19 protein-coding genes and 1 other RNA gene are annotated in these 19,227 nt (G+C 71.0%); 7 read left to right on the top strand and 13 right to left on the bottom strand.

Going from position 1 to position 19,227, the window contains the following annotated elements:
- Positions 1-548 precede the first annotated feature (548 nt).
- Positions 549-951, bottom strand: an RNA gene (gene rnpB / locus ACZ6S4_RS30795) — RNase P RNA component class A.
- 137 nt (positions 952-1,088) lie between these two features.
- On the opposite strand from rnpB, the gene ACZ6S4_RS30790 reads away from it, so the two are divergent.
- Complete coding sequence (locus tag ACZ6S4_RS30790) at positions 1,089-1,841, top strand: sulfite exporter TauE/SafE family protein (protein WP_465478266.1); 753 nt, start codon at positions 1,089-1,091, stop codon at positions 1,839-1,841.
- Positions 1,842-1,886: 45 nt separating this feature from the next.
- Complete coding sequence (locus ACZ6S4_RS30785; RefSeq protein WP_465478265.1) at positions 1,887-2,348, top strand: MarR family winged helix-turn-helix transcriptional regulator; 462 nt, start codon at positions 1,887-1,889, stop codon at positions 2,346-2,348.
- 35 nt (positions 2,349-2,383) lie between these two features.
- Here ACZ6S4_RS30785 and mctP read toward each other — a convergent pair whose 3' ends face one another.
- The 8 genes from mctP to ACZ6S4_RS30745 all read right to left on the bottom strand — a co-directional run bounded on the left by mctP (position 2,384) and on the right by ACZ6S4_RS30745 (position 10,404).
- Positions 2,384-4,030 (bottom strand): monocarboxylate uptake permease MctP, encoded by a 1,647-nt coding sequence (mctP, locus tag ACZ6S4_RS30780; protein ID WP_465478264.1) that lies wholly within the window; start codon positions 4,028-4,030, stop codon positions 2,384-2,386.
- A complete protein-coding gene (locus ACZ6S4_RS30775) occupies positions 4,023-4,274 on the bottom strand; it encodes a DUF3311 domain-containing protein (protein ID WP_465478263.1) in 252 nt (83 codons plus the stop codon). Before ACZ6S4_RS30775 ends, mctP begins: the two co-directional genes overlap by 8 nt.
- Before the next feature lie 156 nt (positions 4,275-4,430).
- A complete protein-coding gene (locus tag ACZ6S4_RS30770; RefSeq protein ID WP_465478262.1) occupies positions 4,431-5,726 on the bottom strand; it encodes a glycoside hydrolase family 18 protein in 1,296 nt (431 codons plus the stop codon).
- A 98-nt stretch (positions 5,727-5,824) separates the two neighbouring features.
- The gene (locus ACZ6S4_RS30765) at positions 5,825-6,964 is read right to left on the bottom strand and encodes a bifunctional RNase H/acid phosphatase (RefSeq protein WP_465478261.1); all 1,140 of its coding nucleotides are present in this window, start codon (positions 6,962-6,964) and stop codon (positions 5,825-5,827) included.
- Entirely contained in the window at positions 6,961-7,695 is a 735-nt protein-coding gene (locus ACZ6S4_RS30760) for a zinc ribbon domain-containing protein (RefSeq protein ID WP_465478260.1), read from the bottom strand. Before ACZ6S4_RS30760 ends, ACZ6S4_RS30765 begins: the two co-directional genes overlap by 4 nt.
- 11 nt (positions 7,696-7,706) lie before the next feature.
- Complete coding sequence (locus ACZ6S4_RS30755; protein ID WP_465478259.1) at positions 7,707-8,552, bottom strand: Nif3-like dinuclear metal center hexameric protein; 846 nt, start codon at positions 8,550-8,552, stop codon at positions 7,707-7,709.
- 21 nt (positions 8,553-8,573) lie between these two features.
- The gene (locus tag ACZ6S4_RS30750) at positions 8,574-9,158 is read right to left on the bottom strand and encodes a flavoprotein (protein ID WP_465478428.1); all 585 of its coding nucleotides are present in this window, start codon (positions 9,156-9,158) and stop codon (positions 8,574-8,576) included.
- A gap of 16 nt (positions 9,159-9,174) precedes the next feature.
- Positions 9,175-10,404 carry a helix-turn-helix domain-containing protein gene (locus ACZ6S4_RS30745; protein WP_360548399.1) on the bottom strand — a complete coding sequence of 410 codons (1,230 nt, stop codon included), beginning with the start codon at positions 10,402-10,404 and terminating at the stop codon, positions 9,175-9,177.
- Positions 10,405-10,649: 245 nt separating this feature from the next.
- On the opposite strand from ACZ6S4_RS30745, the gene ACZ6S4_RS30740 reads away from it, so the two are divergent.
- The 3 genes from ACZ6S4_RS30740 to ACZ6S4_RS30730 all read left to right on the top strand — a co-directional run bounded on the left by ACZ6S4_RS30740 (position 10,650) and on the right by ACZ6S4_RS30730 (position 13,254).
- Positions 10,650-11,345: a bifunctional DNA primase/polymerase gene (locus ACZ6S4_RS30740; RefSeq protein ID WP_465478258.1), complete on the top strand. Its 696-nt coding sequence runs from the start codon at positions 10,650-10,652 to the stop codon at positions 11,343-11,345.
- Between the two features lie 254 nt (positions 11,346-11,599).
- Positions 11,600-12,067, top strand: coding sequence for a GNAT family N-acetyltransferase (locus ACZ6S4_RS30735; RefSeq protein WP_465478257.1), 468 nt, complete (start codon positions 11,600-11,602; stop codon positions 12,065-12,067).
- Between the two features lie 71 nt (positions 12,068-12,138).
- Complete coding sequence (locus tag ACZ6S4_RS30730) at positions 12,139-13,254, top strand: SGNH/GDSL hydrolase family protein (protein WP_465478256.1); 1,116 nt, start codon at positions 12,139-12,141, stop codon at positions 13,252-13,254.
- Between the two features lie 3 nt (positions 13,255-13,257).
- On the opposite strand, the gene ACZ6S4_RS30725 is transcribed toward ACZ6S4_RS30730, so the two are convergent.
- Positions 13,258-13,839: a helix-turn-helix domain-containing protein gene (locus ACZ6S4_RS30725; RefSeq protein WP_465478255.1), complete on the bottom strand. Its 582-nt coding sequence runs from the start codon at positions 13,837-13,839 to the stop codon at positions 13,258-13,260.
- 47 nt (positions 13,840-13,886) lie between these two features.
- Here ACZ6S4_RS30725 and ACZ6S4_RS30720 point away from each other — a divergent pair, with 47 nt between their 5' ends.
- Positions 13,887-14,813, top strand: coding sequence for an NAD(P)/FAD-dependent oxidoreductase (locus tag ACZ6S4_RS30720; protein WP_465478254.1), 927 nt, complete (start codon positions 13,887-13,889; stop codon positions 14,811-14,813).
- Here ACZ6S4_RS30720 and ACZ6S4_RS30715 read toward each other — a convergent pair.
- Positions 14,797-16,005, bottom strand: coding sequence for an MFS transporter (locus ACZ6S4_RS30715; RefSeq protein ID WP_465478253.1), 1,209 nt, complete (start codon positions 16,003-16,005; stop codon positions 14,797-14,799). The genes ACZ6S4_RS30720 and ACZ6S4_RS30715 overlap by 17 nt on opposite strands.
- Complete coding sequence (locus ACZ6S4_RS30710; RefSeq protein WP_465478252.1) at positions 16,002-17,360, bottom strand: NAD(P)-binding domain-containing protein; 1,359 nt, start codon at positions 17,358-17,360, stop codon at positions 16,002-16,004. The genes ACZ6S4_RS30715 and ACZ6S4_RS30710 overlap by 4 nt, the downstream gene beginning before the upstream one ends.
- A 145-nt stretch (positions 17,361-17,505) precedes the next feature.
- On the opposite strand from ACZ6S4_RS30710, the gene ACZ6S4_RS30705 reads away from it, so the two are divergent.
- Complete coding sequence (locus ACZ6S4_RS30705) at positions 17,506-18,171, top strand: ArsR/SmtB family transcription factor (RefSeq protein WP_465478251.1); 666 nt, start codon at positions 17,506-17,508, stop codon at positions 18,169-18,171.
- A gap of 192 nt (positions 18,172-18,363) precedes the next feature.
- Here ACZ6S4_RS30705 and ACZ6S4_RS30700 read toward each other — a convergent pair whose 3' ends face one another.
- Positions 18,364-19,227: a hypothetical protein gene (locus ACZ6S4_RS30700; RefSeq protein WP_465478250.1), complete on the bottom strand. Its 864-nt coding sequence runs from the start codon at positions 19,225-19,227 to the stop codon at positions 18,364-18,366.

Below are 19,227 nucleotides of genomic sequence, written 5' to 3'. Positions count from 1 at the left end.
GCTTGATGTCACCACGTGGTCTATCAGGATGCCGCAACGCATCCTCCACCCGCGCTCACCCGAACGAAGGACCTTGAAGGAAGTCGGCCTCGGCATCCCGTCAGCCTCGCCCCGCCCACCGGGGAAGCAGAACCCGGCCGCCGCTCGCCGTGTCAAGACGGCCTTGACGCTAGACAGCCAGGCCGGCGGGCGCCGGTCGGGGTCGCTCGGCTTGCCCGGGACCGGGGGGACGGTTACGAGGCCATCTCAGAGCCTGTGCGCCCCCGCCGGAGGCGCCGTAACCGCACCAACCTCGGCCTGCTACACGCGCGACGGCCAACCCGGGCAGCTGGGCCGCGTCGCCCGGACTGGCGGTCGACTGCCGGACAAACACTGTCCATAGCACGAACTGGAACAGTCCTCGGCAGGCCGTCTGTGGGCCGTCAGAAAGCGCTTCGGGGCGTATTTGGGCCGTCAAACGTCCACTCACGCCCGACCGACGTTGACCACTAGCCACTGGAGTAGGGCCTGTTCAAGGCGCATGATCAGGGTTCCGGCCAGGAAGGCGACGGACGAGTCGACCTGTACGCCGGATTTTGTGCGCGGCGGCCTCGCGGCCGCCGGCGGCGGTCATCCATCTAGGCGTGCCGTTGCCGACATGCTCTTGCGGCCTACCCGCAGACTCGGGCGAGCAGCCCTCGAATGCCTGCGCCGGCCCCCGCCTCGCGGCGGTGGCCTTGCTTGGCCTTGCTCCGGGTGGGGTTTACCGAGCCACCCCGGTCGCCCGGGGTGCTGGTGGGCTCTTACCCCACCGTTTCACCCTTACCGGCACGAGGCCGGCGGTCTCTTCTCTGTGGCACTTTCCCGCGGGTCACCCCGGGTTGCTGTTAGCAACCACCCTGCTCTGTGGAGTCCGGACGTTCCTCGGCGATGCTCCCGGAGGAACACCGACGCGACCGCCCGGTCGACTCGTCCGTCGCGTGACCATCCTACCGACGCCACCGACGTCCCCGCGGGCGACGGACCGAAAGCCGGCTCGGGCCGGGCAGGCCGACACCCGGGCCTCGATCCAGCACCCCCCACCCCCGGCCCGTAGATTCTTCGGCATCATGGATCTCGCCCACATCGTGCTGCTCGTCGCCGCCGGTCTGGCCGCCGGCGTAGTGAACGCGATCGCCGGTGGCGGCTCGCTGATCACCTTCCCCACCCTGATCGCCGTCGGCCTTCCCTCGGTCGACGCCAACGTCACCAATTCCACCGCCGTCTTCCCCGGCTACGTCTCCAGCGTCGTCGGCAGCCGCGCCGACCTGGCCGGCCAAGGACGGCGGCTGCGGGCCATCGTCCCCACCGCCCTGGTCGGCGCCACCCTCGGCTGCTTCCTTCTCCTCGGCACGCCCGCCCGCGCCTTCGAGGTTGTCGTGCCCTTCCTGGTGCTCGGCGCCGCGGCCATCCTCTTCTTCCAGGACCGGCTGAAGGGTCTGGTCGGGCGGTCGACCGGCGAGAAGAAGGTCACCCTGCAGCTCGTCGTCTTCATCGGGGCGGTCTACGGCGGCTACTTCGGTGCCGCGCTGGGGGTCATGTACGTCGCTGCGCTTGCTTTGGTGCTGGACGAGACGTTGAATCGGATCAACGCGCTCAAGAATGTGCTTTCCGCCGGTGTCGGGCTGGTCACCGTGGTGGTTTTCGCGTTCTTCGCGCCGGTGCACTGGGGTGCGGTGCTCGCCGTCGCCCCGGCCACGATTGTCGGCGGTTATGTGGGGGCGCACATCGCACGCCGGTTGCCCGCGCGGGTGTTGAAAGGGCTGATCGTCACCTTTGGGACCGTTGTCGGGCTCATCCTGTTGTGGCGGGCATTCCGCTGACGGGCCCAGAAAGCTGGAAGATCCACAGTGACCGGGGAAGGAAAGATGGCGGACGAGGACTCGGCTCTCAGGGTCATCGAGACCCAGGTGGCCATGCTCATGCGGCTGGGTGAGGCCACCCGGCGTTCCGCGCCGCGGCCGCATCGCGCGCTCGACCGCGCCGCGTACGTGATTCTGCGCTTCCTGCAGGAGGCCGGCCCGCAGAACGTCTCCGCCGTCGCCACCCGGCTCAATCTCGACGGCTCCACGGTGACCCGGCAGGTCGGCGCCCTGCACCGCGACGGCCTCGTCGTGCGTACCCCTGATCCGCTGGACGGCCGAGGCAGTGTCGTGGCCGCCAGCGAGAAGGGCCTCGCGCAGGTGGACGCCGTGAGCAAGGCCCGCCGTGAAGTCTACGACGAGGTGCTGCGGGACTGGACCTCCGACGAACGCCAGGAGTTGGCGGGCATGCTGGAACGGCTGACCCGGGACATGGACGCGTACCTGAAAGGCCGCGGCCCCGGATAGGACATCCGGGGCCGCGGATCGCGAGCGGGTCGTGGTCAGGTGGAGGAGCCGAGGGTCTCCGGAGTGGTACGGGCCTTCTCCAGCCGCGGGTCGCCCTCGTCGGCGAAGTAGTCGTCCGGTTCGGTGCCGTCGAAACCCTCCGGGGTCTTCATGGCCCGCAGGATCAGCGTCACGATCACCGCGACGAGCAGGTTGAGCGCGACCGCCACGAAACCGACGTAGATCGTCTTCGGGGTGTCGAAGCCGAACTTCTCCAGCGGGAACGCCGAGCCGCCGAAGTGGGCGCGTTTGGTCGCCGCGTTCGGGATCTGGTAGAGCATCCACAGGCCCAGACCCATGCCGGCCGCCCAGCCCACGATCAGGGCGTTGCGGTGCAGCCACCGGGTGTAGAGACCGATGGCCACCGCCGGGGCGGTCTGCAGGATGATGATGCCGCCGATGAGCTGCAGGTCGATGGAGAACTGCGGGTCCAGGAAGATGATGAACGCGACCGCGCCGACCTTCACCACCAGCGAGGCGATCTTGGCGACGCCCGCCTCCTGGGCGTGGGTGGCGTCCTTGCGGATGTACTCCTTGTAGATGTTGCGGGTGAACAGGTTCGCCGCCGCGATCGACATGATCGCCGCCGGGACCAGGGCGCCGATGCCGATCGCCGCGAAGGCGATGCCCGCGAACCAGGCCGGGAACTGCTGGTCGAACAGCAGCGGCACGACCGTGTTGCTGTCGACGCTGCCCGCGGTGTTGCCGGGCAGCGGCTTCACCCCGGCCGAGATGGCCATGTAGCCGAGCAGGGCGATCAGGCCGAGCAGGAAGCTGTACGCCGGCAGCGCCGACATGTTCCGCTTGATCACGTTGCGGTTCTTGCTGGCCAGCACGCCGGTGATGCTGTGCGGGTACAGGAACAGCGCCAGCGCCGAGCCCAGGGCCAGGGTGATGTACTGGATCTGGTTGTTGGCATTCAGCGTGATGCCGTCGCCGGGCGCCGGTGACGCCTGGAACTTCGCGTTCGCGTCGTCGAAGATCGAGCCCCAGCCGCCCAGCTTGTACGGCAGGTACAGCACCGCCACGATGATCACGATGTAGATCAGCGTGTCCTTGACGAAGGCGATCAGCGCCGGCGCCCGCAGCCCGGACTGGTACGTGTACGCGGCCAGGATCGCGAACGCCACGATGATCGGCGCGTGCCGGGCCAGCGTGCTCTCCCCGGTCACGCCCATCGTCTTGAGCACCGCTTCGATGCCGACCAGCTGCAGCGCGATGTACGGCATGGTCGCCACGATGCCGGTGATCGCGATCAGCAGCGCCAGCAGCGGCGAGTCGAAGCGGGTGCGGACGAAGTCGGCCGGGGTCACGAAGCCGTGCCGGTGCGACACCGACCAGAGCCGGATCAGGATCAGGAAGAACAGCGGGTAGATGACCACTGTGTAGGGCACCGCGAAGAAGCCCGCCGCGCCGGCTCCGAAGATCAGCGCGGGCACCGCGACGAACGTGTACGCGGTGTAGAGGTCACCGCCGACCAGGAACCAGGTGATCCAGCCGCCGAAGCTGCGCCCGCCGAGTCCCCACTCGTCCAGGTGCGCCATGTCGGTCGGCCGGCGCCACTTGGCCGCGATGAAGCCCATGGCGCTGACCAGCAGGAACAGGAAGGTGAAGACGACGATCTCGGTGATGTGGTCACTCATCGGAGGCCTCCGGCGACGTGGTGCGGTCCCCCGCGGGGACGGCCGGTGGTTTCCGGGTCATCTGGTAGACGATCGAGGTCGTGATGACGCCGACGAAGATGAAGGCGAACTGCAGCCAGTAGAAGGCCGGAAAACCCCAGAGCCTCGGTGAGTCGAAGTTGTAGAACGGGGTGATCAGCGGGAGCACGATCGGGATGACCAGCAGCCAGTTCCACGGGCTGCGGTCGCTGCGCGGTGCGGACATGCGGTGCCTCCTCATCGGAGCGCAGACGAGGGTGGGACTGGATGAAACCGCAGGTTACCGAGAGGTTTCGGAGACGGTGCGCCAGGCCGTGATCACCCTGCGCCGAACGGCCGGGGTGGTGCGCCGAACGGCACCCCACCCCGGCCGGAGGACCTGCTACCGCCAGGGGGTCCAGAGACCCGCCGAGATGGTACGGGTGAGCGAGGCCTTCTCGTCGTCGCCGTCGAGCGACCACATCATCGCGCCGCCGAGCCCCTCGGTACGGATGTACGCCGTCTTCTGCAGGATCTGCGCCGGGTCGTCGTACGTCCAGAAGGTCGTGCCGTCGAAGAGCCACGAGTGGCCCGATCGCCAGTCCCGGTGCACCTTGAAGCCCTGCGCGGGCAGGTTCTTCAGGGTCTTGTAGTCCTCGGTGCCGACCGCGAACTTGCCGGGCGCGCCGCCGGTGGCCGGGGCGAACAGACCGTTGCCGGCGGCGGTGATGCCGGTCCAGCCTTGGCCGTAGTACGGGATGCCGAGCACGAGCTTGCGGCCCGGGGCCCCACGGTCACGCCACGCGTCGATGGTGCCCTCGACGGAGAAGTCCGGGTTGTCGGGCGCGCCGGGCGGGACCCGCAGGGCGGACTGCTGGTTGGCCCGGGCCTCCCAGGAGCCGTGGAAGTCGTAGCCCTGGACCGTACCGAAGTCGAGGTACTTGAAGATCTTCTTCGCCTCGAAACCGGCGTCGATCTTGGCCGGAGCGGCCGGCAGGAACGCCGTGAGCTCGTAGTGCTTGCGGTTACGGGCCAGCGCGTCCAGCTGCTTGCGGAACTCGGCGGTCAGCAGGGTGAAGTTCCGCTTGTCCTCGGGCCGGATCACATTGCCGGCGTTGCCCTCGGAGCCGGGCCACTCCCAGTCCAGGTCGATGCCGTCGAAGATGCCGGCGGCGACGCCCGCGGGCAGGCCGGGCAGGTTGCCCTTGATCCACAGGTCCACGCAGGAGCTGACCAGCTTCTTGCGGGACGCGTCGGTCAGGGCGGCGTCGGAGAAGGTCGCCGAGCCGGTCCAGCCGCCCAGCGAGATCAGCACCCGCAGCTTCGGGTTCTTCTTCTTGAGCTCGGCGAGCTGGTTGAGGTTGCCGGCGATCGGCTGGCCGGCCACGTCGGCGACGCCGTCGACGCTGAGCGCGTCACTGAACGGCACGCCCCAGTCGGCCCAGGAGTCGGCCGAGTCGCAGACACCGGCCGCGGTGACCGGGCCGAAGGCGTAGTTGAGGTGGGTGAGGCCGGCGGCGGCGCCGGACTGCTGGACCTTGGCGAGCTGGAAGTCGCGGCCGTAGATGCCCCACTGGGTGAAGTATCCGACCTTGACGTACGACTTCTTCTGGTGTGCCTGGGCGGTGGTGGGTGCGGCCGTGACGCCGACCAGTACGGCGGCGCCGACGGCCAGCAGACGACGGGAGAATCCGCGCATGAGCCCTCCAGGGGCGGACGGAGCTTGTCGAAGAGGAATGGTGAAGAAACTTTCCTAATCGAGGAAGCTAAACGTCCGCACCCGGCGGGGTCAATACCTCAGCGCAGGTGCGCCGTCTCGTTCACCGAGCGAACGGCGATCCCACCGTCGGGCCACATGTCCATGGTGGAGACGCCGGCCGCGTCCAGGAAGAGCCGGTGCAGGAAGGCGTCGCCGGCGGCGAGCGCGTCGCGCAGGATCAGCTTGATCGGCGAGACGTGCGAGACCACGACAACGGTCCCCGACGGGTACGCCGCCCGCAGCGTCGCCAGGGCCCCGCGTACGCGCTTCGACACTGTCTTGAACGACTCCCCACCGGGCGGCGCGACAGCCGTCGAGTCCAGCCAGCGGTCCAGCTCCTCCGGCCAGCGCTCGCGGACCTCGGCGAACGTCAGGCCCTCCCAGTCGCCGAAGTCGCACTCGATCAGTTCCGGCATGACGGTGACCGTGACGTTGCCCAGCTCGGCGGCGATCAGCTCGGCGGTGCGCGTACACCTGGTCAGGGGAGAGGAGACGACGGCCGTGACGTCGCGCGAGATGCCCGCCACCCGCCCGGCCGCGGCCATCGCCTGGGCCTCGCCCTGCTCGGAGAGCGGGACGTCGCCGCGGCCGGAGTAGCGGCCCTGGGCGGTCATCGCGGTCTCGCCGTGCCGGACCAGGATGAGCCGGGTGGCCGTGTCCAGCGACGGCGGCGCCCAGTTCCGGGGCGCCTTGGGCTCGGTCGGCTCCGCGAACGCCGAGGTCCCGGCGCCAGAACTCGGGGCGGCCGAGCCCACCGGCTTGCCGGCCGCCTCGTCCATCGCCCGGTTGGCCAGCGCGTCGGCCAGCTTGTTGCGCTCACGCGGGATCCAGTCGAAGGTCACCGCGGCGAAGCCGTCGACCAGCTTGGCCGCCTCGGCGGCCAGCGGGCGCAGCCCCGGGTTCTTGATCTGCCAGCGGCCGGACATCTGCTCGACCACCAGCTTGGAGTCCATCCGGACGTCGACCCGGGCGGCGCCCAGCTCGGCGGCGGCGCGCAGGCCGGCGATCAGACCCTGGTACTCGGCGACGTTGTTGGTGGTGACGCCGAGCGAGGCGTAGCGCTCGAGCAGCACCTCGCCGGTGCCCTCCTCGAGCACCACCGCACCGTAACCGGCCGGTCCCGGGTTGCCCCGCGACCCCCCGTCCGCCTCGACCACGACCCTGAGCTCGGTGGTCACAGGCCGGACTCCGCGGTACGGATCATGATCCGGCGGCATTCCTCGCAGCGGACGACCTCGTCGGCGGGCGCGGACTTCACCCGGGCCAGGTCGGCGCCGTACAGCTCGATGCGGCAACCGCCGCAGCGCCCGGAGCGCACCAACGCGGCGCCCAGGCCCGAGTCCGCGCGGATCTTGTCGTAGAGGGTGATCAGGTCGGCCGGCAGGTCGGCGACGAGCGGCCCGCGGGCCTGCGTCTTGAACTCCTGCTCCTTGGTGATCTCCGCGTTGGCCTCGTCCCGGCGGGCCTCGGCCGCGGCCCGGCGCTCGCTCGCCTCGGCCAGCTTCTTCTTCACGTCGTTGAGGGCCTGCTCGGCGGTCTCCCGCTGTTCCATCAGCTCGAGCTCGGCGTCCTCCAGCTCGGACTGGCGGCGGTTCAGCGTGGCCAGCTCGTGCTGCAGGCCCTCGATCTCGCGCAGCGCGCCACCGGCGTTCAGCCGGGCCTGGTCCCGGTCCTTGCGGGTGCGGACCTGCTCGATGTCCTTCTCGAAGCGGGCGATGTCGCGGTCGAGGTCGTCGACGGCCACCTGGGCACGCACCCGCTCGTCCTCCAGCGCGGACAGCTCGCGGGAGATGGTGGCGATCTCCGCCAGCTCCGGCAGGGATTTGCGGCGGTGGGCGAGCTGGGCCAGGGCGATGTCGACGGCTTGCAGATCGAGCAGTCGGCGCTGGTCTTGCGGGGCGGCCTTCACGTCAGGTCTCCTTATTTTCCACTGACCGCGTGCACGGTCCAGGGGTCGGTGTCGAGGTCGGACACGAGGGACGTGACCGGGAACTGGGCGCGCAACCACCCGGCCAGCTCGTCGAGCCAGGGGCGTTCGGTGGCCCAGTGGGCGGCGTCGAGCAGCGCCGGGCCGCCGGTGGCCAGGTGCTCGCTCGCGGGATGATGCCGCAGATCGGCGCAGAGGTACGCATCGGCTCCGGCCCGGCCGGCGTCGGTCAGGAACGAGTCGCCCGCTCCCCCGCAGACGGCGAGCGTACGGATGAGTCTTTGCGGGTCTCCGGCGGCACGCACCCCGGCAGCGGTCGCCGGCAGCCGGCGGGCGACGAAGGTGGTCAGCTCGGCCAGCGGCATCGCGGCGGTGAGCTCGCCCACCCGGCCCACGCCGCGCCCCGCGCCGGCGGCCGGGCTGCCCGGCGCGGCCGGGACAAGCGGGCGCGGATCGACCAGATCCAGCCGGGCGGCGAGGGCGTCGGAGACGCCCGGGTTGGCCACGTCAGCGTTGGTGTGCGCGACGTACAGCGCGATGTCAGCCTTGATCAGCCGGTGCACGATCCGGCCCTTGTACGTGTCCGGCGCGACCGACGAGACGCCCTTGAGCAGCAGCGGGTGGTGGGCGACGATCAGGCTCGCCCCGGCCTCGACCGCCTCCTCGACGGTCTCCGGGACGCAGTCGACCACGCAGAGAACCGTGCTGACCGGGGTGTCGAACTCGCCCAGGACGAGGCCCACCCTGTCCCACTGCTCGGCCCAGGCACGCGGATAACGGGCGTCGAGGGCGCCCACCACGTCACGGACGGTCGGTGGGGGTAGGGCAGAGACGCTCACGGCCGCCCACTCTACCCAGCCTCAGGAGCGGGCTCCGGGCTCGACTCGGTTGTCGGCCGGGAAACGGGTCTGCAGGGCCTGCAGCGCTCGCCGCCACGGGAACTGGCTCCGGAAACGGTCGTTCTGTCCCGGTCCGCCGAGGCGTACGACGTCGTCGCCGTAAAGCACCTGAACGCCCCAACTGCGCAGCCGGGCGATGCTCTCGTGCAACGTCGGGTGCAGAGCCATGACCCTGTTCGTGTACGGCACCACGACAGTCGGGATGTTGAAGCCGTACCCCTCGACCAGCAGCCCGAGCACCAGGGTGTCGGTGATGCCGGCGGACCACTTGTTGATCGTGTTGACCGTCGCCGGGGCCACGATCATCGCGTCGGCCGGCGGCAGCAGGTCCTCGTCGCCGGGGTTCTTGTAGTAGCTGCGTACCGCGTGCCCGGTCTGGGCCTGCAGCGCGGCGGCGTCGATGAACTTGCGCCCGTCCGGCGTGGTGATCACGCAGACCTCCCAGCCGTCCCGCTGCGCCAGGTCCACCAGCAGGCCGACGTCGCGGGCGATGGGCGAGCCGCACACGAGGACGTACAGCACGCCGGGTGAGGTGTTGATGTCCATCACCCGAGAACCCACCTCATACGCCGACTCCCATCTGCTCGGCCAGCTCCGCGATGGGTGCCGGCGGTGTACCCCGCGTGCGTCGTAACACGTCGGAGATGACCTCGTGGGCGAGCGGGCGGCAGCGGATCTCCGCGGGGGCCAGCCGATCGCCCTCCAGCAGCATCTCGCTGGCCATCTCCACGTCGCCGACCTGCGTGTAGCCCCGCGCGATGTCCAGGTAGTGGTGGGCCCGCCGCTCCGGCAGCATGGCGGCGAAGCTCTCCTTGTTGATCCGGTTGTGCGTCTCGATCGCCTTGCCGCCGTCGCCCAGCTCGACCGCGGCGGCGGCCCGGTGCAGCTCCACGTTGGTCGGCCCGAAGGACGACCAGTAGTGGTTGTAGTCACCGCCGAGCGCGCCGGCCGCCTGCTCGGCGCCGCACACCAGGTCACGGACCGTGGCACTGTCGCCGATCCGGGCGGCGGCCATGGCGCCGGTGAGCAGCAGCAGGCCGTAGACGGAGAGCCGCTCCGGGGTGGCCGACTCCGGGGTGGTCGGCGCCAGCCGGTTGGCGATGTTGACGTTGACCTCGAGCGCGGAGCGGATCCGGCCGAGGGAGAGCAGCGCCATACCGACCCGGTGCGTCGCCATTCCGGCGAGCAGCTGGTCACCGGCGCGTTGCGAGACAGCGATCGAGCGATCGGCGGCCAGCCAGGAGAGCTCGTGCTCGCCGACCTTGCGCAGCGCCGACGAGGCGATCTGGTAGACCTGCCCGAGCAGGTGCGCCGCGTCGCGGGCTTCCTCACCGGTGGCGTGGGCGCTGTCGGCGGCCTGGGCGTCGCGCAGCAGTTGTGGCAGCTTGCGGGCGAGGACGCCGTACTTGGCGTGCTGGTAGGTCAGCCAGGCGTGGCTCACCGCCTTGCGCATCTCCGCCAGGGGCGGTGCCATCGGCACCGGGTGGAAGAAGGCGCTCATCTGGTCGTAGCGTTCCAGCGCCGCGCGGATCTCCTCGACCTCGACCTGGTCGATGCAGTTCTGCGTCTCCGGCCTGCGCTCGACGTCCTTGCCCAGCAGCAGCTGGACGTCGATCTGCAGGACGTCGGCGATCTCATAGACGACGGAGAATTTGTCGAGTCGGCGGACGCCTCGCTCCACCTTGTCGACCCAGCTCTTCGACTTGCCCAGCCGGTCCGCGAAGACCTGCTGGGACATCTTTCGGCGGCCGCGCCAGTAGGCGACTCGGCGGCCGATCGGCAGCTCGTCCACGGTGCCTCCCCCACTCATCCGGCGACCCCCGCCGGTGAGCATTGCGGTGTGTCAGCTGCAGTTTGGACCTCACTCCTCTGTGCGGGTCGCACAGGTTGTGTGATCGTCTGCCCACCGATGCTCGATAGTTTCTCATGCAAGTTGCAATACGTGATCTGCCCCGACAAACGAGGCGTGTCGAGCTTGGTAACGGCAGTTGCGACTGCTATAGCGGCCACTAGTGCCGGATCGGAGGTATTCCGACCATGCAGTGGAGCAACCGATGGCCGATCGGCCCATGGGAGTACGTTGATCGGCTGCGACTGCGGCGGGCCGCCCTGCGGTACGCCGCGCACGGCTGGGCCGTGACCCCGGGCGCCTATCTGGCCGGTCACCGCTTCGCCTGCGGCCGGCCCGGCTGCCCGATCATGGGCTGCCACCCCGCCATCGAGTCCTGGGAGGAGGACTCCAGCACCGACCCGGCGCGAGTGGCGCGCTGGTGGCACCGCCGGCCGTACACGGTGCTGCTGGCCACCGGCTGGAAGTTCGACGTGCTGGAGGTGCCTGCGGCCGTCGGCCTGCGGGTGCTGGGCGCGGTGCGCCTGCACACCGGCGTCCTCGGCCCGGCGAGCGGAGACGCCCGCGGTCCGGTCGTGGTGACGCCGTCCGGACGCTGGATGTTCCTGGTACGCCCGGGAGCGGAACTGCGGCCGGAGCTCGGGTCCTGTCTGGACGTCCTGCGCCACGGTCGCGGCTCGTGGATCCCGGCGGCACCGAGCCGTACCCCGCAGGGCCCGGTCCGCTGGGCCGTCTCCCCGGAGCAGACCGGCTGGCAGCTGCCCGAGTCGGCGGTCGTTCAGACCATGCTGCTGGACGCGCTGGAAGTCCTCGGCCGACGGCCGCAGCCCCTCACCACGGTGAGTGTGCCCCGGCAGATGTCCACCGCTCGCCGGGCGGCCTGAGCGAGGTCCACCGGACGCCGCGAACTGCCCGTCGCCCGGATCTGGGATCCACGTGACGGACGGTGTCCGGGCATGGTCAGGGGCACTCATGTCAGTTGACAACGTATTTGCCTGTCTTGGGTTAGTCGAGTCACCCGAATGGGTGAACACCTGATCACGCTGCGCACAATTGGGCCCGATGGGCTATCGGTCCGCGGCGTCCGGTGATCCAAATTGGGTCGCAGTCCGGGGGTCACGGCGGGCACGATCCGGCCATGATCTCGATCCGGCCGGTGGCCGTGGACGCCCCGGAAGCTGTCGCCCTGGTGCGGTCCTATCTGACGGAGATGGTGGACCGCTATCACGGCCGGCGGATGCCGGCGTCTGCCGTGGACGAGGTCCTTGCCGACGAACCCGCCGACGACGTGGCGGTGCTGCTGGTCGCGTACCGGGAGGGGGCCGCGGTGGGGTGTGTGGGTCTGCGCCGGGCCGAGGAGCGGACCGGCGAGATCACCAAGATGTACGTGTCCCCGCCGTACCGCCGCCTCGGGATCGGCCGCCGCCTGCTGGCCGCCGTGGAGGACACCGCCCGCGACCAGGGCCTGCGCACGTTGCGCCTGGACACCCGCCACGACCTGGTCGAGGCCCGCGCGATGTACGCCACCGAAGGCTACGCCGAGATCCCGCCGCACCGGGACCGGCTGTACGCCGACCACTGGTTCGCGAAACACCTGCCCGGTTGACACTTGACCGGTTCAGTGGTGACATCGACGATCACGAATGAGTTGGCCGGGAGTGACCCCGAGGAGAGCCCGTGCGACCGAGCCGCCTGACCGGAACCCTGCTGGCCGCCGCCCTGGTGCCGGCCCTGCTGCTGTCCACGAGCGCCGGTGCGGCACCTCCGCCGGCCGGGCCCGCCACCGCACTGTCGCCTGTGCACACCGCCGGGCGCGTCCAGACGACCGCGAACGCGCTGCGGTACAGCTGGCCCGGGGTCTACTTCGAGGGCCGCTTCCGCGGCACCGGCGTCGGGATCGTCCTCAACGACGCCGCCGCCGACTACGACGTGCAGATCGACGGGGCGACGGTCGCCACCCTGGTCATGCCCGGCCGGACCACCTACCGGGTGCGCGACCTGGCGCCCGGCCCGCACCGGGTCCGGCTGGTCAAGCGGTCGGAGAGCCCGTGGGCGGTCAGCGAGTTCGGCGGGTTCGTGCCCGCGGCCGGTGGTGCGATCCTGCCCGGTCCCCCGCCCCGGCACCGGCAGATCGAGTTCATCGGTGACTCGTACACCGCGGGCTACGGCAACCTCTCCGCCTCCCGCGACTGCACCGGCGACGAGGTCAACCGCACGACCAACGCGGACCTGAGCTTCGGCGCCCTCACCGCTCGGCGCCTGCACGCCGACTACCAGCTCAACGCCTTCTCCGGCCGTGGCATGGTCCGCAACTACAACGGTGGCGAACCCGGGACCAGCTACCGCACCTACTACGACCGGGCGCTGCTCAGCGTGGACGGCGACGTCTGGCGGCCGGGCCGGTGGCGGCCCCAGCTGGTCGTGGTCGGCCTGGGCATCAACGACTTCTCCACCGCGATCAACCCGGGCGAGCAGTGGACGCCGGAGAGCCTGATCGCCGCGTACCGCACCGCCTACCTGGGCTTCCTCGACAAGCTGCGGGCCCGCTACGGACCTCGGACGATCATCGTGGTGAGCGCGACGGCGGTGTCCGGCACCACGGCGTTCGCCGACACCGCACGGCAGGTCGTGCAGGAGAGCAACGACCGTGGCGACAGCCGGGTCCGCTACTGGTACTACGACAGCGCGGGGCTGGACTTCGGCGGCTGCCACTGGCACCCGTCCCTGCGCGACCACCAGGTGATCACCGACCGGCTGGAGGCATACCTCGCGACGCTGCCGCTGCGCTGGTAGCCGCTACGAGCGGGTCGAGCGGGCGCGGACGTGCATGCGCTCACCCTGGCGGCCGAAGATGCTCAGGAACTCGACCGCCTCGCCGTTAGCGCTGCCGAACCAGTGCGGCACCCGGGTGTCGAACTCGGCCGCCTCGCCCTCCGGCAGGACCAGGTCGTGCTCGCCGAGCACCAGACGCAACCGGCCGTGCAGGACGTACAGCCACTCGTACCCCTCATGGGTCTTGGGGTCCGGCTCGGCCGCCGGGCCGGCCGCGATGACGTGCTTGAACGCCTGCAGTCCGGTGGCCTGGCGGCTCAGCGGCAGGATCGTCTGGCCGCTGCGGTGCCGCAGCGGCCGGGCGTAGATCCGCGGATCGCCGGTGGGCGGGGCGCCGACCAGTTCATCGAGGGGCACCCGGTAGGCCCCGGCCAGCGGCAGCAGCAACTCCAGCGTGGCCCGCCGCTGCCCGGACTCGAGCCGGGACAGGGTGCTCACCGAGATCCCGGTCGTCTCGGAGAGCGCGGCCAGCGTGGTCCCGTGCTCCTGGCGCAGCGCGCGCAGCCGGGGCCCGACCGCGGCGAGCACGTCGTCGTTTGCCGTCATGGCAACAAAGCTTGCCACTTTCCGCCGGATGGGGCGACCGTGGTGCCATGACATACGACGTGATCGTGATCGGCGGCGGGCCCGCCGGACTGAGCGGCGCGGTGGCCCTGAGCCGCGCGTTGCGGTCGGTGCTGGTGATCGACGCGGGCGAGCCCCGCAACGCGCCGGCCGACGGCATCCACAACTACCTGACCCGCGACGACATCGCGCCGGCGGACTTCCGGGCGGCCGGGCAGAGCGAGGTACGGCACTACGGCGGCGAGATCGTCGACGGCCGGGTGACCGCGGCCGGCCGCGACGGCGACCTGCTCACCGTGACGCTGGCCGACGGCCGGTCGTACGCCGCACGGCGCCTGCTCGTCACCACCGGACTCACCGACGAGCTGCCCGACATCCCCGGCCTGCGCGAGCACTGGGGGCACAACGTGATCCACTGCCCGTACTGCCACGGCTACGAGGCACGCGGCCGGGCCATCGGCATCATCGGCTCGTCGCCGATGTCGCTGCACCAGGCGCTGATGTGGCGGCAGTGGAGCGACGACATCACGCTGTTCCTGCACACCGCGCCCGAGCCGGACGCCGAGCAGGCCCGGCAGTTCACCGCGCGGGGCATCACGGTGATCACCGAGAAGGTCGCCGAGGTGCTGGCCGAGGGAGACAAACTGACCGGGGTACGGCTGACCGACGGCACCGTGGTCGCCCGCGACACCCTGGTCGTCGCCCCCCGCTTCCTGGCCAACGCGGAACCGCTGCCGGCACTGGGCCTGACCGCGACCGACAACGACTTCGGCAGCGCGGTGGTGGCCGAGCCGAACGGGCGTACCGACGTGCCCGGGGTCTGGGTCGCCGGCAACGTCACCGACCAGATGGCCCAGGTGGTCAGTGCGGCCGCCGCCGGCCTGCACGTCGGCGCCCAGCTCAACGCGGATCTGATCATGGAGGACACCGCCCGGGCGGTCACGGCTCTCGGGTGATTAACAGGGCCGCCGCGGCCACGGCGCACAGGCCGGCGGTCGACAGCAAGACGCTGGTGTAGTTGCCGGCGCGGGTCAGCAGCGCCGCGGCGCCCAGCGGGGCGGTCGCCTTGGCGATCGTCACCGGCACCACCAGCATCGCCGCGATGGTGGCGTAGCGGCTGGTGCCGTAGCGGTCGGCGAGCAGCACCGGTTTGGCGATGGTGGCGACGCCGAAGCCGAGCCCGAAGCCGACCACACCGATCACGGCCCCGACCGTGGTGCGGCCGGTGAACGGCAGCGTGGCCACCGCGACCGCCTGCACGGTGAAGACGACGGCGACGACCGTGGCGGTGCGGAACCGGCGTTGCAGTGCGGTGGTGGCCAACCGGCCGGTGACCGACAGCAGACCGAACAGCCCGGCGGTCGTCGCCGCGAACGACAGCGGATGACCCCAGCTCAGCAGGGCCGCGACCAGGTGCACGGTGACCAGGGAGATGGCGGCGGTGTTGGCGGTGAAGCCCAGCGTGAGCAGCCAGAACGCCCGGTCGGGCCGGAACGGGACCCGGGCCGCACGGGCGACGGGCGCGGCGGGACGCAGGACGATCGCGTGCAGCGGGACTGTGAGCAGCGCCTGGATGGCTGCGAGGATCAGCAGGGCGGTGCGCCAGCCGTACCGCTCGACGAGATGACCGGTCAGCGGCAGGAAGACGGTGCTGGCGAAGCCGGCCACGACGGTGAGCACGAGCAGGGCGTTCGGGCGTTCGGCCGCGGTGTGCCAGGCGATGACCACGGCGAAGGCGGCTTCGTAGAGGCTGGCGGCACCGGCGGCGCCGAGACCGACTTGGACCGCGTACAGCTGCCACAGGCTGTCCACTTGCGACCAGGCCACCAGCAGCAGCGCGCCGAGCAGTGAGCCGGCGGTCATCAGCGCGCGGCCGCCGTGCCGGTCCAGCCACCGTCCGACCGGCACGGCAAGGATCGCCGCGGCCAGGACGGAGGCGGTGAACGTACCGGTGATCGCGGTTGTCGTGGTGTGCAGCTCGGCGGCGAGCGGGGTCAGGAAAACCGCGAAGGAGTAATAGAGCGTGCCGTAGCCGACGGTCTGCGTGATCGCGAGCGCGGCGACCGTGCGGCGGGCGCGCACCCGGGTGCCGGGGTGACCGCCGATAGCGGGATCGGCGGCCACCGGGCCGGGGCGTCCCCCGGTCACCCGCAGCAGCTGCCGGCCTGGCTGTCCCCGGCCGACACGGAGACGAGGGCGAGCGGCGCGGACAGCAGCCCGCCCGCGACTCCCGTGGCCAGCCCGCGCCCGGCGTCGCCGTCGACCGGGTCGCTGTTGCAGACTCCGGTCTCGGGCAGGTCGAGCTGCACGTCGCGGGCCGCGGCCCAGTCCCCGGCGAGCGCGGCGGCCACGGAACGGGCCTGCTCGTACCCGGTGGCGAGCAGGAACGTCGGCGCGCGGCCGTACGACTTCACCCCGATGGCGAAGAAGCCCGGCTCCGGGTGTGCCAGCTCGTCGACGCCGTGCGGCGGGACGGTGCCGCAGGAGTGCTCGTTGGGGTCGATCAGCGGAGCCAGCGCGCGGGTCGAGCCGAGCACCGGGTCCAGATCCAGCCGCAGCTCCGCGGCGATCGAGTGGTCCGGGCGGAAACCGGTGGCCGACACGATCCGGTCGGCGGTGACCGTACGGGTGCCGTCGGAGACCTCGACCGGGCCGTCCGGCCGGGCCGTGACCCGCTGGACACCGAAGCCGCTGAGCAGCGTGATGGCGCCGCTCTCGACGTGGGCGCGCAGCCGGCTGCCCAGCGCCCCGCGGGCCGGCAACGCGTCGGCGGACTGGCCGCCGTAGCTGCGGGCCGGGTCGGTGGCCCGGATCGCCCAGGTCACCCGGGTGCCGGGAACCTGCTCGGCGAGCTCGGCCAGGGCGAGCAGCGTGTTGGCGGCGGAGTGCCCGGCGCCGACGACCAGGGTGTGCCGGCCGGCGAACCGCTCACGGTCCCGGCCCAGGACGTCCGGCAGAGCCGACTCCACGAACGCGGCCGCCTCGGCCTCACCGTGCGCCGGGATGCCGGAGGCGCCGAGGACGTTGGGCGTACCCCAGGTGCCGGAGGCGTCGATGACCGCGCGGGCCAGGATGTCCTCGCCGTCGGCCAGGCGGACCAGGAAGGGGGCGGTCGCGCGGCCGACGGTACGGACACGGTCGAGGCCGAGCCGGGTGATCGCCACGACCCGGGCGCCGTAGCGGACGTGCGGCTTGATCTCGGGCAGGTCGGCGAGCGGTTGCAGATAATCAGCGGCCAGCTGCGCGCCGGTGGGAAGCTGATCGTCGGCGGGGCGCACCCAGCCGGCGTCGGTCAGGAGACTGGCCGCCGCGGCGTCGATGTTGAAGCGCCACGGGGAGAACAGGCGCACGTGCCCCCAGCTGCGGACGGCGGCGGCCGGGCCGGCACCGGCCTCGAGAAGGTGAAAGGAAAGGCCCCGCTCGCGCAGCTGAGCGGCGGCGGCAAGCCCGACCGGGCCGGCACCGATGACAACAACCGGCAACCCGGTCAACTCATCAGTCACGCCTGATGCCTCACTGCGGCTCGCCACGGTCGCCTCGGTGGTTCCGCAGCACTTCTCGCTCATGGCCCCTAGCTCCTCTTGCTTGACAGCGGTCTAACTCCTTCCCCACCTTGCATCGGACTTAGACGGGTGTCAAGCTATCCGCATGTCTGTTCTTCCCGTGGTCGAGATCCCGCCGGCGGCGGCTTGCTGCCCTCCCCTGTCGGCGCAGGCGCTCGCCCCGCAGGCCGCGGTCGAGCTGGCACCGATGTTCAAGGCGCTCAGCGATCCGGTGCGGCTGCGGCTGTTGTCGCTGATCGCGGCTACTACGGAGATCTGCGTCTGCGACCTGACGGACGCGTTCGAGGTCACGGGCGCGACCATCTCGCATCACCTGCGGGTGCTGCGGGAGACCGGTCTCGTGGACTGCGAGCGGCGCGGGACGTGGGTCTATTACTGGGTCAAGAAGGAGGCGATGAACCTGCTGGGTGGCCTGCTGACCTCTTCCGCGGCGCCTTCGCATCAGGATTCGCTGATATCAGCCGGCTCCGATGTCGTGCGGCTGCTGGCCGATCCGCTGCGGGCGCAGGTGGTGGAGATCCTGGCGGGCGGGCCGGCGTGTACGGCCTATCTGGTCGCGGAGACCGGGGCCAAGCAGCCGAACGTGTCCGGGCATCTGAAGCAGTTGCGGGAGGCTGGGGTGGTCGAGGCTGAGCCTCGGGGGCGGTACACGTTTTATCGGCTGGTGCCGGAGTCGCTGCAGGGGGCGGCGCTGCATCTGACGGATCTGGGCGCGAAAGCGCGGGCCAACGTGGACAACTTCCGCTCCTGACGCTGCGCTTCGCGCGGCTCGGGTCCGGAGATCGCCGGTCCCGCAATGACCGGAAGCCGGCCGGCCGCCTGCGGACCCTCTTGGTCGGCCGGGCCAGCTCGCCGCGTGGGGCGCTTTCAGCGGCCGGAGGCCAGCTCGCCATCCGCTGCGCTCTTCAGCGGCCGGAGGCCAGCTCGCCATCCGCTGCGCTCTTCAGCGGCCGGAGGCCAGCTCACGGTAGGCGGCGATGACCGCGGCGGTGCGTTCGGCGAGCTCCGGGCCGGCTTCGGTGCGGGGCGGCCCGGCCGCCGTCAGCCGGGAGATCGCCAGTTCGGCTTCGCGGGCGGTGTCGCCGATGCGCTGTTCGCGGATGAGGTTCTCCCCCGCCAGCGCGGCAGCGTTGATGCTCGCCAGGATCCGGTTGGCCGCACTGGCCGTGGACCTCCAGAGCGCCTCAACCCGCAGCCGCTGCTCGGCCAGGGCCTGCACCGCCGGACTGTCGGCCGGCAGGTCGTGCCGGGTGGCCTGGGCGAGCTCCTCGCGCAGGCAACGGATCTGCTGGCGGCGGGCCATGATGGCGGCGAGCTCCTCCAGCGCCGCCGACAGGCTGCGATCCGCGTCGTCGGAGTCGATCATGTGGCGCAGCGCGGGCCAGGTGCGCCGCACCCGCTTGGCCACCACGAACGCCCGCTCGAACGCGGCCCGTTCCTCCGGAGCGACGAGCACGTGGGCGCTGTCGCCCTTGGGCAGGGCGATGATCCCGGTACGGGCGGCACGCGCCTGCTCGACCGCCACGAAAGCGATGAGCGCGACCGAACCACCCGCTGCCATCCACCAGGCGATGCCGAGCGCACTCAGCACCGCCGACAGCATCACCAGGACAAGAGTGAGCTGAGAGGCGAACCGGATCCGGTCCTGACGGCTACGCCCACTGGGCGCGACCGGCGTGACCTCGGTGACGGAACCCCAGCGGACCCGCCGGGCCCGGCCGGTACGCATCCTGAGCGGGCTGGGCGACACGACGACCTTCTCCGTGTCGATGCCGATGTGCAGACCCTTGGGCCCCGGTGTGACCAC

It is taken from the genome of Actinoplanes sp. NPDC051405, assembly GCF_055586185.1.
This window is presented reverse-complemented; position numbering and strand designations above follow the sequence as displayed.

Excerpts from the sequence above, each read along its gene's own strand:
- ACZ6S4_RS30790 (WP_465478266.1), top strand. The coding sequence starts at position 1,089 with ATGGATCTCGCCCACATCGTGCTGCTCGTCGCCGCCGGTCTGGCCGCC.
- ACZ6S4_RS30785 (WP_465478265.1), top strand. The coding sequence starts at position 1,887 with ATGGCGGACGAGGACTCGGCTCTCAGGGTCATCGAGACCCAGGTGGCC.
- mctP (WP_465478264.1), bottom strand. The coding sequence starts at position 4,030 with ATGAGTGACCACATCACCGAGATCGTCGTCTTCACCTTCCTGTTCCTG.
- ACZ6S4_RS30775 (WP_465478263.1), bottom strand. The coding sequence starts at position 4,274 with ATGTCCGCACCGCGCAGCGACCGCAGCCCGTGGAACTGGCTGCTGGTC.
- ACZ6S4_RS30770 (WP_465478262.1), bottom strand. The coding sequence starts at position 5,726 with ATGCGCGGATTCTCCCGTCGTCTGCTGGCCGTCGGCGCCGCCGTACTG.
- ACZ6S4_RS30750 (WP_465478428.1), bottom strand. The coding sequence starts at position 9,158 with ATGGACATCAACACCTCACCCGGCGTGCTGTACGTCCTCGTGTGCGGC.
- ACZ6S4_RS30740 (WP_465478258.1), top strand. The coding sequence starts at position 10,650 with ATGCAGTGGAGCAACCGATGGCCGATCGGCCCATGGGAGTACGTTGAT.
- ACZ6S4_RS30735 (WP_465478257.1), top strand. The coding sequence starts at position 11,600 with ATGATCTCGATCCGGCCGGTGGCCGTGGACGCCCCGGAAGCTGTCGCC.
- ACZ6S4_RS30725 (WP_465478255.1), bottom strand. The coding sequence starts at position 13,839 with ATGACGGCAAACGACGACGTGCTCGCCGCGGTCGGGCCCCGGCTGCGC.
- ACZ6S4_RS30720 (WP_465478254.1), top strand. The coding sequence starts at position 13,887 with ATGACATACGACGTGATCGTGATCGGCGGCGGGCCCGCCGGACTGAGC.
- ACZ6S4_RS30705 (WP_465478251.1), top strand. The coding sequence starts at position 17,506 with ATGTCTGTTCTTCCCGTGGTCGAGATCCCGCCGGCGGCGGCTTGCTGC.